This is a genomic window from Mycobacteroides saopaulense (genome assembly GCF_001456355.1).
Lineage (GTDB): Bacteria > Actinomycetota > Actinomycetes > Mycobacteriales > Mycobacteriaceae > Mycobacterium > Mycobacterium saopaulense.
Genome location: NZ_CP010271.1, coordinates 4266748 through 4280970, shown reverse-complemented (window position 1 = coordinate 4280970; position 14223 = coordinate 4266748). Strand labels below are relative to the sequence as shown.

Sequence of the window (14223 nt, the reverse complement as noted above, 5' to 3'; positions counted from 1 at the left end):
CGTCGTGCGCTGTGTCTGGGTCCATCGTGACCGCACCCGGCGGACAGGTCGCGGCCGAGGACGGAGCCGCAGCCATCCAGGACTGGGCTACCGGATACGTCAAGCGCCACCCCCTCGAATCCCTGAGCACTGTCGGGGAGCAGTTCATACTCGGGGTCCGCACCATTCAGTGGTTCTTCGTCGACCTATTCACGGGGCAGTTCCAGTGGCAGGAATTCGTCAGGCAGGGTGCCTTCCAGGCAGCGACGGCGGTAATGCCGGTCATCCTGGTAACCCTGCCCATCGGGGTGACGCTGTCGATCCAGTTCGCACTGCTCGCCGGTCAGGTCGGTGCGACGTCACTGGCGGGTGCGGCCAGCGGTATCGCCATCATCCGGCAGGCCGCCTCGCTGGTGGCTGCGGTGTTGATGGCCTCTGCCGTGGGTTCTGCGATCACCGCCGACCTGGGCTCGCGGACCATGCGCGAGGAGACCGACGCCATGGAGGTCATGGGCGTCTCGGTGATCCGCCGACTCGTCGTCCCCCGCTTCGCCGCCGCCATCATGATCGCGGTGGCACTGACCGCGGTGGTGTGCTTTGTCGGATTCCTTGGTGCCTATCTGTTTAACGTCTACTGGCAGGGCGGCGCACCCGGCAGTTTCGTATCGACCTTCGCCTCCTTCGCGACTCCCGATGACATGGTGTTGGCGGTCCTGAAGGCCATCATCTACGGCGCCATCGTGGCGGTGGTGTCGTGTCAGAAGGGCCTGTCGACCAAGGGCGGGCCCATCGGTGTCGCCAACTCCGTGAACGCCGCGGTGGTGGAATCGATCTTGCTACTGATGGTCGTGAACGTCGCCATCAGCCAGCTGTACATCATGCTGTTCCCGCGGACGGGGCTGTGAGATGACGGTATCCAGCTATCTGTCGCCGGGGCGCAGGCCATTCATACGCGTCTACAACAGAGTTCGCCGGCCGCTGATGCGATTCGGCCACATGGTGGCCTTCTTCTTCCGCGCCCTGAGCGGCATTCCAGTGGTGCTGCGCCAGTACCCCAAGGAGTTTCTGCGTCATCTGTCCGATATCGCCTGGGGCAATGGCTCATTGGTGGTCGGCGGCGGGACCGCCGGAGTGGCATTGGTCCTGGGCATTACCGCGGGCGCTCTGGTGGCCATCGAGTCGTACAACTTCTTGGACCTTCTCGGGCTGGGGCCCGCCACCGGCATCATCAGCTCATTGGCCAGCACTCGTGAGCTCGCACCGATCATGGCCTCTCTCGCGTTCGCGATGCAGGCAGGTTGCCGGTTCACCGCACAACTGGGCTCGATGCGGATCGCCGAGGAGATCGACGCCATGGATTCGGTTGCAATTCGACCGATTCCGTTTCTGGTGACCACCAGGCTGATGGCGGCGATCATCGCGGTGATCCCGCTGTACCTGGCCTGCCTTGCGATCAGCTACGTGTCCTGTCAGGTGATGGTGGGCATTCTCAGCGGCGGCTCGGTGGGGTCGTATCTGCACTACTTCGGCATCGGCGTGAGCGGTATCGACGTCGTGTATTCGATCATCAAGACGGTCGTCTTCGTGTGGATCGCCTCGACGGTGCAGTGCTACTACGGCTTCTACGCCAGCGGCGGACCGGAAGGTGTGGGAATTGCTGCCGGCCACGCCATGCGTGCGGCCATCACCGTTGTGGTCATGGTGAACATGCTGCTGACCATGGCGCTGTGGAGCGTGGACGCCGGTGCCAGGTTGGGCGGATAGATGCCTAACCCCTTTGAAGTGGATGGGCGCGGTCCGTCAGATAACCAGCTTCTGACGCTTTCCGTTGTCACGCTCGCGGCGATCGTGGCGCTCACCGGCACCATGTTGTTGAAATCTGCCGGGCGGCTTAACGATTACGTACCCGTGGTCGCCGACCTGATGAATGTCGGTGATGGTCTGCCGCAGAAGTCAGATGTGAAGTATCACGGCGTGCTGGTCGGTGAGGTCGACGACGTCACCCCGGCCACCGGCGCCAAGCCGAACTTCGTGCACATCAATCTGAAACCGCAGTACGTCAAGTCCATCCCGTCGACGGCCACCGCCCGCGTGGTGCCGAGCAACGTGTTCGCGGTGTCTTCGGTGCAGCTGGTCGACCGCGGGCCCGGTGCGCCTATCCGCGCGGGTGCCCATATCGCCGAGGATCAAGAGCTGCCCACGGTTCTCTTCCAGACCACGGTCAGCAAGTTGCGTGATGTCCTCAACGCCACCGGCCGTGGCCGCGAGGACAATTCGGTGGGCATCTTGGCCGCGGTCGGCGCCGCCACCGACAGTCGCCGAGTCAAGCTGCTGGCCGGTGGGGCGCAGCTCAACCGGCTGATCACCGAGTTGAACGCGATCGTGGCCACCGACACGGGGCCGTCCACAGCCTCGGCGCTTCTGAACGCGGCCGAAGGCCTCAAACAAAGTGCGCCCGACCTTTTGGACTCACTGCACCAGGCCGTGCAACCCATGCAGACCCTCGCCGAGAAGCGCGAGCAGCTTACGACGCTGCTACACGCCGGGCTGACCACGGTGGGCACCAATAAGAAGGCGTTCGACAACCACACTGACCAGCTCATCGGAATCACCACCGAACTCACCCCGCCGATCGGTGTCTTCGCCAAGAACGCGGACAAGTTCGTCCCGATCTTCCGGAACATCAACAAGCTGTCCCGGAACTGGTTCGAGCAGATGTGGATGGCGGACCGAGACGTCCCCAATATGCCGATCTCCATCACCTTGGCGCCGAGTTACACCTACACCCGCGCCGACTGCCCTCGGTATGGAGAGGTGAAGGGCCCGAGCTGTTTCACTGCCCCTGAGCAGGTCGTGCGTCCGGATCTGCCCGAGACCCTGCTGCCCCAGAACTACAAGGTGCCCCCGGATCTGGCTCCGCCGGCCGGAACGGTGATCGGCCCCAACGGAAACCTGGTCGCGGTGGCCCCACCGAGAGTCGTCCCTCCTGGTGGCCCGAACCTGACGGACCCCAACCCACCGCTGCCGCCGTGGCAGCCCTTCCCGGTGCCCCGCGTGCCTGGTACCTCAGATCCTGACGATCTGGAACCGCCTCCGCCGCCAGCGGTACCACCGATACCGCCCGCGCCGGTCGCTCCCGGCGGAATCAACGGGGCAGGTAGGCCGGCCCTGGCCCCTGCCTCATACGGCGGGAACGTCGGCCCCGTCGGCAGCCGCGGTGAGCGGGACCAACTCCGTGTGATCGCCGGCGGTTCAGCGACTTCCGCAACTCAATTGCTGCTCGGCCCGGTGGCCAGGGGGAGTGCGGTGTCGTTCGTCAAGGAAGGACCCTCATGAGATTCCGTGGTCCATTGATCGGCCTCGCGGTCTTCATGACCGTGGCCCTGACACTCGGTTGGCTGGTGTACGCCACGCTGCTTCGTGAGGTATCGGGAAGCACCACAGCCTATTCGGCGCGCTTTACCGATGTGTACGGGCTGCGCGAAGGTGACGATGTGCGCATGGCCGGTGTGCGGGTCGGTCGCGTCCAGAAGATCGAGCTGGTTGACAACGAGCAGGCCCGGGTCGATTTCGTGGTCCAGAACGATCAGAAACTGTATGGCAACACGATAGCCTCGGTGACCTACCAAAACATCGTGGGACAGCGCTATCTGGGCCTGTCACCGGGGAAGTCCGGCAACCCTGCCAGCAGCACAGTGCTGGCCGCCGGAGCAACTATCCCGGTGGAGCGCACCGACCCGTCCTTCGATGTCACCACCCTGCTCAATGGCTACGAGCCGCTGTTCAGCACGCTTTCCCCCGAGCAGGCCGACAACCTGACCAAGGGCGTTATCCAATCCCTGCAGGGAGACAATGCCTCCATCGTCACTCTGGTCAGCCAGACATCCACGCTGACAAAGACATTCGCGGGTCGGGACCAGGCTCTGGGTAATGCGATCACCAGTCTGAATACCGTGACCGGCAATCTTGCGCAGCAGAACGAGAGCCTGGACAAGGTGCTTACCCAGACGCGTCAGATGGTGTCGGATTTGGATAGCAGGCGCCCCGAGCTGGTGTCGGCGGCGGGCTCACTGTCGCAGACCATGCGCCGCCTCTCGAAGATCACCAACGACGTGTTCCCCTCGCTGGAAGAGATCGTCACCCGGCAGCCGGGATTCACCAACCACGTGGTGGGCATCGAACCGCAGTACGCGTTTCTCGGGGACAACCTGCCGATCGTGCTGAAGGGCCTGTCTCGCTTCTACTCCGAGGGCGCGTTCATCAACGTCTACATGTGCGATCTGAATCTCACCGGCTTCTTCCCCGGCCTGAATGACGTGATACCGATCATCGTCAACGCGGCGACCCCAGGGAACGTGGCCCAGTACACCCCGCGATGCAGGAACATGGCCAATGGCTGAGCGATCCAGGTGGCAGAAGATCAAGAACCGGCCCGTCGAGACCTACAACAAGATCTGGCTGGGCTTCGTCGCGATCGCGGTGATCGCGAGTCTCATCGGTGCGATGTTGCTGGTAAAAGCGCTGGGCCTGGGATACACGAGCTACACCGCCGAGTTCGTCCAGGCGGCCTCGCTACGGCCGGGTCAGCCGATAACCGTGGCGGGCATCCCCGTCGGCAACATCACGAGCATGAAGCTGGTGGGTGATCATGTCGAGGCCGGCCTGAAGGTCCGCGACGACATCCGTCTCGGTAAGGACACCAAGGCATCGATCAGGGTCACCACCATCTTGGGGTCGCGCTATCTGGATCTGCGTCCCAGAGGGGCAGATTCACTGCCGGGCAAGACAATTGACCTTGCACACACCGAGGTCCCCTATGATCTGCAGGCTGCGCTGGCGGGAGCGACCAACACCTTCGAGCAGGTCGATTTCGACAAGGTGGCGCAGTCTCTCAGTGTGCTGGGCACACAGCTCCAGGGATTGCCCGATGTCGTTCCGCGGGCAATGGAGAACATCCAATCGCTGTCCTCGGTCATCGCCGATCGGCGCGATCAGCTGGGCACACTGCTCAAGAGCACAGAGAAGGTGACCAGCACGCTGCGGCGGCAGCAGTCCGGTATTGGAGTCCTGATCAATCAGGGGCAGGACATCCTTGAAGAGATCGTGACGCGGCGCAACACCTTTCACGCGATGCTGCAGTCATTCACCAATCTGGTGGAACAGCTGAGCAAGGTTGTGGTCCAGGACCGGGCGCAGCTCGACGCGATGCTCAAGACGGCGCATGAGCTCTCGGACATGCTGGGTAAACACGATGACCTGCTGCGCAGCCTGTACCCGATCGCGCCGGTTCTGATACGCGGTATCGCCAACTCGACCGGCACCGGCAACGCCATCGATATCAATCTGACGAACGGCTTGCTGGTCGATTCGTGGATGTGCGCGATCAGTGGACGTGCAAAGCAATTCGGAATGATCCCGTACTTCAAGGACTGCAAGTGATGAACAAGGGTGTCAGAAGAAGTCGGCTGATCGCAGTGATCGGCGCACTGGCGGTACTGGTTGCAGCCGTTGTCGGTGCAGGCGCGTTTTGGGTGAAGTCGGCGACCGACCACATCACGCTGACTGCGCAATTCGAGAGCGCTTCGGGCCTTTACGAATCCAATGTGGTCGCGGTGCTGGGCATGCCGGTGGGCAAGGTCACCAAGATCACGCCCATGCCGGGATATGTGGAGGTGCAGTTCACCGTCGACAAGAACGTGAAGGTGCCCGTCGAAGCGCAGGCGGTCACGTTGTCTACGTCGATCCTGACCGATCGTCAGGTGGAACTGTCGCCTCCGTACCGCGGTGGTCCCGCGCTCAAGGACGGCGACACCATTGGGTTGGACCATACGAAGACCCCGGTGGAGTTTGATCGTGTGTTGGGCATGCTGGATCGGCTTTCGCTGTCTCTCAAGGGAGATGGCAAGGGACAGGGGCCGGTGGCCGATATCGTCAACCCCGCCGCCCGCATTGCCGACGGCAACGGGGAGAAGATCAAGGCTGGGCTCGGCGAGCTGTCCAAGGCTCTGCGTCTGAGCTCAGAGGGGGGAACGACAACCCGCGAGCAGCTGACGGCCATCATCAAGAACGTCAGTTCACTGTTCGATGCGGCGGCAGCCAACGATGGCAAGCTGCGTGAATTCGCCTCCACCGTGCGTCAACTGAGCCAAATCCTCGATGAGGAGTCGTTGGGCACCGGCTCTACCGGGCGCAGGTTCAACGAGCTTGTCAAGCAGGCCGGTGACATTGTCGAGGCGAATCGCGACCACCTCAAACAAACCATCCTGAATTCGAACACCGCGCTGAAGGCGGTGGTCGACAACCGTCGTGAGATCTCTGAGTGGATCGACGTCCAACCGTTGGCCTGGGACAACATGTACAACGCCGTGGACCAGGACAACAAGCGTCTGCGTATCCGGTTCATGACCGACCGGCTGCTGTTCGAGAGCCAGATGGACAAAGAGATCTGCAACATGATGGGGCTGCGCCAATTGGGTTGCAGCACAGGAACCCTGCAAGACTATGGACCTGATTTCGGGCTGACCTACGTGCTGGATGGACTCGCCGCGATGGGACAGAAATGATGGCGGTGCGGACGGCACGGATGGCGGCGGCCACGTTGATGACGGCCACCGTCCTCAGCGGATGTGCCACCAATGGACTGGGCGACCTACCGCTGCCGGCGCCCGGCATCGGCAGTGGCGGCTACCACCTCACCGCGCTGTTCTCGAATGTCCTGAATCTGCCCGACAGCGCGAAGGTCAAGTTGGCCGGCGCCGACGTGGGGCAGGTCGACGAGATGTACGTGCGTAACTTCACGGCCGTCACCACACTCCGGATTCTCGATGGGGTGCGGCTGCCCAAGGGCAGTACCGCCGAATTGCGTTCGGCCACACCGCTGGGTGATGTCTTTGTATCGATCCGTCCTCCTGTGGGGGCATCCACCGATGGTCCGCTGCTCACGGATGGGGACACGATCGGGCTTGACTCCACGAGTGCCGCCGCGACCGTGGAGGCCGTGCTCAGCTCGGCCGCTTTGGCCTCCAATGGCGGCGCGGTGCGCAACCTGACGAACGTTGTCAATGGCTTTGGTAAGGCCACCGGGGATCAGGGACGAGCCTTCGGAGATCTGATCAACGACTCCAACCAGCTACTGGCAACGCTGAACTCGCGGTCGGCGCAGATCTCCGAGGCCCTCACGCAGACATCGCAATTGGCAGATCAGGTAGATGCCAAGAATCAGGTGGTCACCGACATCGTGAAGGCGGCCGGGCCGGCAACAGAGACGTTGGCCTCCAACACAGCACAGCTCTCCGAACTGCTGCTCATGTTGGGTGACACGACGCGTCAGCTGCAGAAGTTTCCGTCGATCGCAGGCACCGATACCAGCGGCCGCAGCATCATCAAGGACGCGAACACGGTGGCCAAGGCATGGAATGACGTGGCACTGGATCCCGATACCAGCCTGGCGGCATTCAACCGCATTTTCCCCTCGGCCATCAAAGCGACCGCGGGAAATTCGCTTTCACTGCACGCCTCGCTGGATCAGCTGGTGCTCGGTTCGATACCTGACGTGGGCTCCTACGCCGATATCGGCACGCACGGGCCCAAGCGCTACAACTGGGCTCAGTTGGCCGGCTCCGTCAAATACACACTGTGGCGCCTGCAGGAACGCGTCGTAGGCAAGGGTCAATTCGGTCAAGACGTTCCGGTGCGCCCCAGCCCCACAGAGCCGGGTGTCATTGAAACCATCCGGCCAACGGACGCTCCGCCGGGAGCTGGGCGATGATCAACGCGGTCGCGAATGCCGTGGTCGGTGTGGTGCGTGCCGGACACCGTCAGAAGTCGGTGCTATCGGGGGTGGCGCTGACGCTGACGTTGGTTCTGGCGGTGACTTACTTGTTCGTCGGTGCGTTGCGGGCCAACCCCTTCGCGTCGACGTACCAAGTCACGGTGAAGCTGACCGAATCCGGGGGCCTGTTGCCCCGGCAGGATGTCGCGCTGCGTGGGGTCAAGATCGGCACCGTGCAGTCGTTGGAGATCACCCCACAGGGAGTCGAGGCCACCGCCGAGATTTTGTCGAAATACAAGATTCCCGCCGCTGCCAAGGTCCGGGTGACCGGCCTTTCCGCCGCCGGTGAGCAGTACATCAACTTCGAGGGCACCCCGGGCCAACAGGGCCCGTTCCTTGAGGACGGCAGCGTGATCTCGGATGGCGTTCAGGTGCCGGTCACGCTGGCCAAGCTGTTGGCCGATGCGGATGGTCTGCTGGCCCAGGTGGATCCCAAGAAGCTTGAGCTCATCAAGAAGGAACTGAGCCTGAGCAAGGAGGGGCCGCGCAAGCTCACCGAGATCATCGACGGTGGCACCTTCTTGTTGAGCACCCTCGATTCGGTGCTGCCCGAGACCACCAGCCTGCTCAAGACCAGCCGCGTGGTGCTGACCTTGGCCTCGGACAAAAACTCCGGCATCAAGGCGACGGCCGATAGCTTGGGCCGTACGTTGCGGGGTGTCGACAAGATGCAGAACGGCTACCGCACCCTGGTCGATCAGGCCCCGAAGACCCTGGGTGCGGTGGACAACCTGTTCGCGGACAACTCCGACACCATGGTGCAATTGCTCGCCAGCCTGGCCACGACATCGCAGATGCTCTACGTGCGCACGCCGGCCATCAACGCCTTCTTCCCCAACTATCGCGGGTCGACATTCGGTGCGATCGCAGACACCATGCGCGACAACGGAGTCTGGGCCACCGCGGATCTGTACCCGCGCTATGCCTGTGACTACGGCACTCCGCGTGTGCCGCCGTCGTCGGCTGATTTCCCGGAGCCGCCCGTGTATACCTACTGCGCCGATGACGACCCCGCGGTGTTGATTCGCGGTGCCAAGAATGCACCGCGCCCCGCCGGGGACGACACCGCCGGTCCGCCGCAGGGCGCCGACCTCGGAAAGACGACCGACCCCACCCCCAAGGGCAGGTTCACGATCCCGACCCCACACGGCGGGCCGACACTGCCGATCGAACCCCCGCGGTGATTGGGATATGCGGTTGGAGCGACACATGGGTGACGAAAACGACGCAACCGCACCGCGACAGCGCCTGCCTAAGGGGCAGGGTTGGCTTCTGCGACAGCAGATCATCGACACCGCGATGGACCTCATCCTCAGGTCGGGGGAGGCGCGGGCTCCGTCTGCCCGCGAGCTGACGCGCGCGCTGGGCATCACGGCGCCGTCTTTGTATCGGCACTTCTCGAGTACCGACGAGTTGGCAGACGCCCTGTGCGCGCGGTACTTCGAACAGCTCGGGGAGGCGCTGCAGCGGGCCACGCTCAACGTCCCCACGGCAATTGAACGACTGCACGCGCTCGGGCTGGCCTATGTGCGTTTTGCCGCGGAGAGTCCGCTGTTGTACCGGTTCGCCACCGCGAGCCCGCCACGGCTGGGCAGCGAATCGGACGAGATACTCAGCAGCGCAGCCTTCCTGCACCTCCGAGACGTTGTGCAAGAACTGGTCGACGAAGAGCGGTTTCCCCGCGGTAGCACCATGGAGCCGGCCTTGCAGTTGTGGGCGACCACGCACGGGGTTGCCTCGCTGTTGGCGACAAGGCCATACCTGCCGTGGGGCGAGCAGGAGTTGTTTGCGTCCCGAACTCTGCGTGCCGCATACCGGGGACAAGTGCTGGCAGAAGTTCGGGACGGTGCGGACGGCGTCGGTGAGTAGCGCTACCTAGTGGCGTGAGAAACCCCTACCCGCGGCGGTAGGTCTACGTGTTCATCTTGTGTCGCCCGGCCCGCACCCTAAGAGGTATGACAGATCCACAGTTGCAGCAGATGACCGCGACGCTGGACGAGCTCGACGGGCGTGAACGTGCGCTGCGGGGCGAACTAGATGCATTGCGGGGCCGGATGGTCGAATGGACTCAAGCCGAATACCTGAAAGCCCAGCAATATTGGGATGATTACCGGCGCGCGCAGGGCGCCGCACCGCTGGCGACGCTCGCGCCCTTGCCTGCGGCAGCACCCGGCCCACCTGCTCGAATGCCTGTGATGGCGACGGCGGGGGCCGCGCCTTCGCCCAAGGAGCCATTCTGGGCGCGTGAGGGTATTGCCAGCAAGGCGATGGCCTTCGCCGGGGCGGTGGTGACACTTGCCGGCGTGGTCATGCTGCTGGTGCTGGCCGCCAAGAGCGGGTACTTCGGTCCGGTACCGCGCATGCTGTCCGGCGCGCTGCTCGCGGGCGGACTGGTGGCGCTGGGTGTCCGGGTGTACTCGCGGCCCGGTGGCAGGATCGGAGGCATCGCCACCGCGGCAACCGGATTCGCGGCCGCCTTCTTCGACGTACTGGCGCTCACGGTGATCTACGAGAAGATTCCGGTGGTAGCGGGATTGATTCTCGGGCTCGCCATCGCGGGTGCCGGCCTGGTACTGGCGCGGCAATGGAATTCCCAACCCTTCGCCGCGGGTGTGGTCGTCGCGATCACCGTGCTGGCACCGTTCCTCACCGACGGGTTCACCGTCGAACTCGCCGCGTTCGTACTGGTGCTGCTGATCGCCAGCCTGCCCGCCCAGATCGGCCGCAATTGGCCGGTGCTGCATGCATTCCGGACCGTGGGTGTCACTCTGATACAGCTGGCGGCCATCGGCCATGAGGCGGGCCACGGACACCCGCATGCCCTGCTCGTCATGGCGGTACTGGCGCTGCTGGTGACCCTGGTGGGATCGCTGTGGCTGCTCACCGGTGACGACAACGACCCCACCTCGTCGATAATGATCGCGGTTGCTTCCGTGCCGGTGCTCTACAGTGCGCTGTTGCTCCCGGTGTGGCCGCTGGGAGTGCTGGTGCCGGTCGGGGTCGCCGCCGTGATGGGCGCGGCGCTTCTTCTGGTCGGGGGCCTTCCGCTGCATGCGCGCGTCACGATGGCGGCGGTGGCGGGTTTGGCGTTGTTGCAGGCGTCGGTCGACGGCACCCGGGATGCTGTACTGGTGGTGGTGCTGCTGGCGATTGCGCTGTCCTTCTGTGCCATTGGATACCAACTCCGGGAGCGTGTTTCGCTGGTGCTGGGCCAGGTGTTCGGCGCACTCGGCGGTATGGCTTACATCGTGTACGCACCGCCGGAGCTGCTGGCCGACTCGAACAGCGCGGTGCGTGCGGCCGGTCCGCTATTGATCGTCGCCAGCGTGCTCATGGCGGTCACGGTCGGCATGGTGATGGCGGCCATGCAGCGGGTTGGCTGGGCGAGCCCGCAATCCGCTCCGCTGCGCGGTGTGTTGGCCGGGGTGTCGATCCTGTACTCCGGAACCACGGCGATCGTCCTCGCGGGTACCGCACTGCTCGGCAACAACGACGGGTTCTTACTGGGCCACGGTCTGGCGACGGTGTCCTGGATGGGGGTGTCGGTGTCGCTACTGCTTGCCGGTTTGCGGCGCTATCGCGACCAGATATGGCTCACCAGAACAGGATTCGTGCTTGCCGCGATGGCAGTGGCCAAACTGTTCCTGTTCGACCTGGCCACTCTTGACGGCATTGCCCGGATCGGCGCCTTCATCGTCACCGGTCTGCTGCTGCTCGGCGGCGGGACGTTGTACGCGCGCGAATATGCAACGTGCGGTGAACAATCCGATGCCGAGCTGCCGGTCAAGTAATGCGGATTTCCAGTGGAAACGTGCTCAGTCGGCGGTCAATCCGAAGGTGCTTTCCAAAACTCTTGCCCGCTCTGCTGCAAGCAGCCGTGCATCACGACCGTACGCATCGCTGCCAACGTCAGGGGAACCCATTTCGAGTTCCGCGGCGTCGGCGTACGAGGTGTCCAAGAGGTCGTGGAAGACCTGCCATTGATCGCCAACGTCTTGGACGGAGTAGATGTCGGCGATGAAATCCTCCGCGGAGAGCGTGCCTTGTGCGTACGCGGACGACAGATCGCGAATCCTGCGCGCCAAATCCGCTTGTTTGGAGAGGTATTCGGCATCAGGCGTGTGAAGTTCGATGAATCTTCCGTAGCGCCCTTCGAGAGCAGGAATTCGCTCATCGATCAGGCGGCGGTGCATCTCTGCCTCGGAGATCGCCTGTGGTTCGGACGGATCAGGAGGCTGGTACGCGGGCACATAGTCTTCGAGGTCCGTGAACATGTCACGTACCACCGGATCGTCGACTACTGCGTCCGTAATAAATCTCGATCTCAGGGACATGAAGTTCCGGGTGTATACCCGTGCAGTAATCGTTCCGCCCAGATACTGTCCGACCAATCGGCCTAGGGCAGAAAGGAATGCAGCTGCCTCGGAGTGATGAGCGTCTTGCGTCATGTCACCAGAACTTTCCGCCGTTGAGCAGTCCTTGATACTGCTGAGGCGTCATTTCCCAGCATGACCAGAACTCGCCATTCGGCCTCTGCATGACCATCTTCCTGGTCATTGGATTGTAGGTAACAACCGCAGGCCCCTGTCCATGGTAGTCGGGCACGCTGATCCTCTTGTTCGCAGGATCTTCGAGAAATCCCTCAATTGATTTCTGAAATTTCTCCAGGTTCGCCTTGTTTCGGTTTCCTTCGATTCCAAACATGTCCTTGGCGTGCGAATCGAATTTTTTGTCCAGGTTGCTCTTCTTGTACGTGACTTGGAGCTTGGGAGGTTCAGGCGTTTTGGTCTTACCCGGGCGCAGTGGCTTGGGGAGTTTCGCCGCCAACGCCTCCATCGCCCCTTTGAACTTTGTAACCCCTTCGGCGAGCGCCCGGCCTGTCTTGGAGAGTTTGGCTGTGGTGACCGCAGTCTCAATAAGATTCTTGATGTACTTGGAGGCCTTTGTGATGCGCCAGGCGGCAACACCAGCGCCCGCCGCACTGGCGATACCGGCAGTGACAAATGAGAGCGCTATTCCCACCGCTACAGAAGCAGCTTGCTCGATGAGCATCTGCTCAACAGTGTCCTTGATGTCTTGCCGTAATTTATCCAGTGTTGCCTTGAAGTCCCCGCAACTCGGGCCGATGGCGTCCACTGCCTTGCCGATCTCAATGACGGAGTTTTGGATCTCGCCGTACTCAGCTTCGATGAGATCGATCTCAGGACTTTTGTCTTCGACGATGGTGTCTCGTCCGGCCGCCAATACATCGATTGCCGCGCGTAAATCGTTGTTGGCGAAGTTCTTCCAGGCAGATTGAGCGGTGTCCAGCTTCCCTGTATCACCATTGGGAATCGGAATACCGATTTCACCGACGAGATCGATGACACCCTGGAGTCCTGCTCCCGAATCCCCGATCGCGGACGGTGGTGCGGCTGCCTGCACGGTCGTCGGCTGCCCCTCATCGGCACGTTCTTCACCGGGAAGGCTCCCCTGGAGCCCGTCGGATTCGCCCCAGTTGTAGGCGGTTTGCTTCAGCCGGGCTGAAAAGCTGACAAGTGCTGCGGTGGTGCTGTTGATGCCGTCGATGATGCCCTTAGCGGCTTCGTCGTACTCTGCGCCCCACTGCTTTCCGGCGATATCGCTACCGGCCATCGAGTCGGTGCCTTCTAGAGCAAGGGTGAGGGCGCTGGCGCCTTGCGACAAGAACTTTGAGGCATCGTCAGCATCGCGGGCGATGCTGAAATAGTTGCGATAGACGATCTCGGTAGGCATCAGTCAAACATCGACCTGTTGATCGCACGAGCGTCGTCATAAGTCTGCCCGACTCCGGTCAACCAGGTAGACATCTCGCCAAGAACATCCTTCAGCTCCTCAGCGGCCTTGAGCCATTCTCTGGTGCTTTCGCGGAACTGATCGCCGGCCACACCCTGAAAAGACTGTTCAGACCTGTCGACCTCCGCGGTGACCTTGTGCACTGCTTCGGCGACTTGATCTGAATACTCGGTCAGGGTCCTCGATGTGTTGTCGATGTGCTCTCTGTCGAACACGAGCCGGTCGATCATGTGTTGATCTGCCCGTTCACGCCCGAAATACCTGCAATATTGGCTTGTTCTTGAGCGATGTAGGCCTCGACGTTGTTGATGATTTTTTGCGGTATCTCGTCCAGGTGCTTCAAGATTTTCTCGGCCTGAGATACCAGCGCCTCATACTGGTCATCGAACTCCTCAGCGCGATTGCCGAGCCAACCTTCCTTCAGCACGGATGCAGCGCTATCGAGCGCCTGCCAGCCTTTCTTGGATGCGTCGGCCATTGCGCGGACGACCGATGCCGTGATGTGCAGGTCGTCGCTGTCAATGAGCACTGGTGGCCCTCCCCTGGGTATGGCGAAACCCTAACGGGGGGTATTCAAGATCGCCACCCAAGTCGAGATC

At 62.4% G+C, this 14223-nt stretch carries 14 protein-coding genes; 10 read left to right on the top strand and 4 right to left on the bottom strand.

The window, feature by feature from the left end; translation table 11 throughout:
• Window positions 1-26 precede the first annotated feature (26 nt).
• The 10 genes from MYCSP_RS21295 (at window position 27) to MYCSP_RS21250 (ending at window position 11601) form a co-directional block, all read left to right on the top strand.
• Window positions 27-884, top strand: coding sequence for an MlaE family ABC transporter permease (locus tag MYCSP_RS21295; RefSeq protein WP_083014407.1), 858 nt, complete (start codon window positions 27-29; stop codon window positions 882-884).
• A gap of 1 nt (window position 885) precedes the next feature.
• Window positions 886-1743 carry an MlaE family ABC transporter permease gene (locus MYCSP_RS21290; protein ID WP_070911805.1) on the top strand — a complete coding sequence of 286 codons (858 nt, stop codon included), beginning with the start codon at window positions 886-888 and terminating at the stop codon, window positions 1741-1743.
• Window positions 1744-3315, top strand: coding sequence for an MlaD family protein (locus MYCSP_RS21285; RefSeq protein ID WP_083014194.1), 1572 nt, complete (start codon window positions 1744-1746; stop codon window positions 3313-3315).
• Entirely contained in the window at window positions 3312-4379 is a 1068-nt protein-coding gene (locus MYCSP_RS21280; protein WP_083014196.1) for an MlaD family protein, read from the top strand. The genes MYCSP_RS21285 and MYCSP_RS21280 overlap by 4 nt, the downstream gene beginning before the upstream one ends.
• Window positions 4372-5418 carry an MlaD family protein gene (locus tag MYCSP_RS21275; protein WP_070911808.1) on the top strand — a complete coding sequence of 349 codons (1047 nt, stop codon included), beginning with the start codon at window positions 4372-4374 and terminating at the stop codon, window positions 5416-5418. The genes MYCSP_RS21280 and MYCSP_RS21275 overlap by 8 nt, the downstream gene beginning before the upstream one ends.
• Window positions 5418-6542 carry an MCE family protein gene (locus tag MYCSP_RS21270; protein WP_088415044.1) on the top strand — a complete coding sequence of 375 codons (1125 nt, stop codon included), beginning with the start codon at window positions 5418-5420 and terminating at the stop codon, window positions 6540-6542. Before MYCSP_RS21275 ends, MYCSP_RS21270 begins: the two co-directional genes overlap by 1 nt.
• The gene (locus MYCSP_RS21265) at window positions 6542-7747 is read left to right on the top strand and encodes an MlaD family protein (protein WP_083014409.1); all 1206 of its coding nucleotides are present in this window, start codon (window positions 6542-6544) and stop codon (window positions 7745-7747) included. The genes MYCSP_RS21270 and MYCSP_RS21265 overlap by 1 nt, the downstream gene beginning before the upstream one ends.
• Window positions 7744-8994: an MlaD family protein gene (locus MYCSP_RS21260; RefSeq protein WP_088415042.1), complete on the top strand. Its 1251-nt coding sequence runs from the start codon at window positions 7744-7746 to the stop codon at window positions 8992-8994. Before MYCSP_RS21265 ends, MYCSP_RS21260 begins: the two co-directional genes overlap by 4 nt.
• Before the next feature lie 25 nt (window positions 8995-9019).
• The gene (locus tag MYCSP_RS21255; RefSeq protein WP_070912039.1) at window positions 9020-9679 is read left to right on the top strand and encodes a TetR/AcrR family transcriptional regulator; all 660 of its coding nucleotides are present in this window, start codon (window positions 9020-9022) and stop codon (window positions 9677-9679) included.
• Between the two features lie 86 nt (window positions 9680-9765).
• Window positions 9766-11601, top strand: a complete 1836-nt coding sequence (locus MYCSP_RS21250; RefSeq protein ID WP_088415040.1) for a DUF2339 domain-containing protein — start codon at window positions 9766-9768, stop codon at window positions 11599-11601.
• Window positions 11602-11625: 24 nt separating this feature from the next.
• Here MYCSP_RS21250 and MYCSP_RS21245 read toward each other — a convergent pair whose 3' ends face one another.
• From MYCSP_RS21245 to MYCSP_RS21230, 4 genes are read right to left on the bottom strand one after another with little or no spacing between them, the layout of a single operon-like run.
• Window positions 11626-12258, bottom strand: a complete 633-nt coding sequence (locus MYCSP_RS21245; protein WP_083014205.1) for a hypothetical protein — start codon at window positions 12256-12258, stop codon at window positions 11626-11628.
• 1 nt (window position 12259) lies between these two features.
• Window positions 12260-13564, bottom strand: a complete 1305-nt coding sequence (locus MYCSP_RS21240; protein WP_083014207.1) for a colicin D domain-containing protein — start codon at window positions 13562-13564, stop codon at window positions 12260-12262.
• The gene (locus MYCSP_RS21235; protein ID WP_083014209.1) at window positions 13564-13854 is read right to left on the bottom strand and encodes a WXG100 family type VII secretion target; all 291 of its coding nucleotides are present in this window, start codon (window positions 13852-13854) and stop codon (window positions 13564-13566) included. The genes MYCSP_RS21240 and MYCSP_RS21235 overlap by 1 nt, the downstream gene beginning before the upstream one ends.
• A complete protein-coding gene (locus MYCSP_RS21230) occupies window positions 13851-14153 on the bottom strand; it encodes a WXG100 family type VII secretion target (protein WP_088415038.1) in 303 nt (100 codons plus the stop codon). Before MYCSP_RS21230 ends, MYCSP_RS21235 begins: the two co-directional genes overlap by 4 nt.
• Between the last annotated feature and the right edge of the window lie 70 nt (window positions 14154-14223).

Coding starts and splice junctions, on each gene's coding strand:
- MYCSP_RS21250 (WP_088415040.1), top strand. CDS start 9,766: ATGACAGATCCACAGTTGCAGCAGATGACCGCGACGCTGGACGAGCTC.
- MYCSP_RS21285 (WP_083014194.1), top strand. CDS start 1,744: ATGCCTAACCCCTTTGAAGTGGATGGGCGCGGTCCGTCAGATAACCAG.
- MYCSP_RS21275 (WP_070911808.1), top strand. CDS start 4,372: ATGGCTGAGCGATCCAGGTGGCAGAAGATCAAGAACCGGCCCGTCGAG.
- MYCSP_RS21265 (WP_083014409.1), top strand. CDS start 6,542: ATGGCGGTGCGGACGGCACGGATGGCGGCGGCCACGTTGATGACGGCC.
- MYCSP_RS21255 (WP_070912039.1), top strand. CDS start 9,020: ATGGGTGACGAAAACGACGCAACCGCACCGCGACAGCGCCTGCCTAAG.
- MYCSP_RS21280 (WP_083014196.1), top strand. CDS start 3,312: ATGAGATTCCGTGGTCCATTGATCGGCCTCGCGGTCTTCATGACCGTG.
- MYCSP_RS21245 (WP_083014205.1), bottom strand. CDS start 12,258: ATGACGCAAGACGCTCATCACTCCGAGGCAGCTGCATTCCTTTCTGCC.
- MYCSP_RS21240 (WP_083014207.1), bottom strand. CDS start 13,564: ATGCCTACCGAGATCGTCTATCGCAACTATTTCAGCATCGCCCGCGAT.
- MYCSP_RS21290 (WP_070911805.1), top strand. CDS start 886: ATGACGGTATCCAGCTATCTGTCGCCGGGGCGCAGGCCATTCATACGC.
- MYCSP_RS21270 (WP_088415044.1), top strand. CDS start 5,418: ATGAACAAGGGTGTCAGAAGAAGTCGGCTGATCGCAGTGATCGGCGCA.
- MYCSP_RS21235 (WP_083014209.1), bottom strand. CDS start 13,854: ATGATCGACCGGCTCGTGTTCGACAGAGAGCACATCGACAACACATCG.
- MYCSP_RS21260 (WP_088415042.1), top strand. CDS start 7,744: ATGATCAACGCGGTCGCGAATGCCGTGGTCGGTGTGGTGCGTGCCGGA.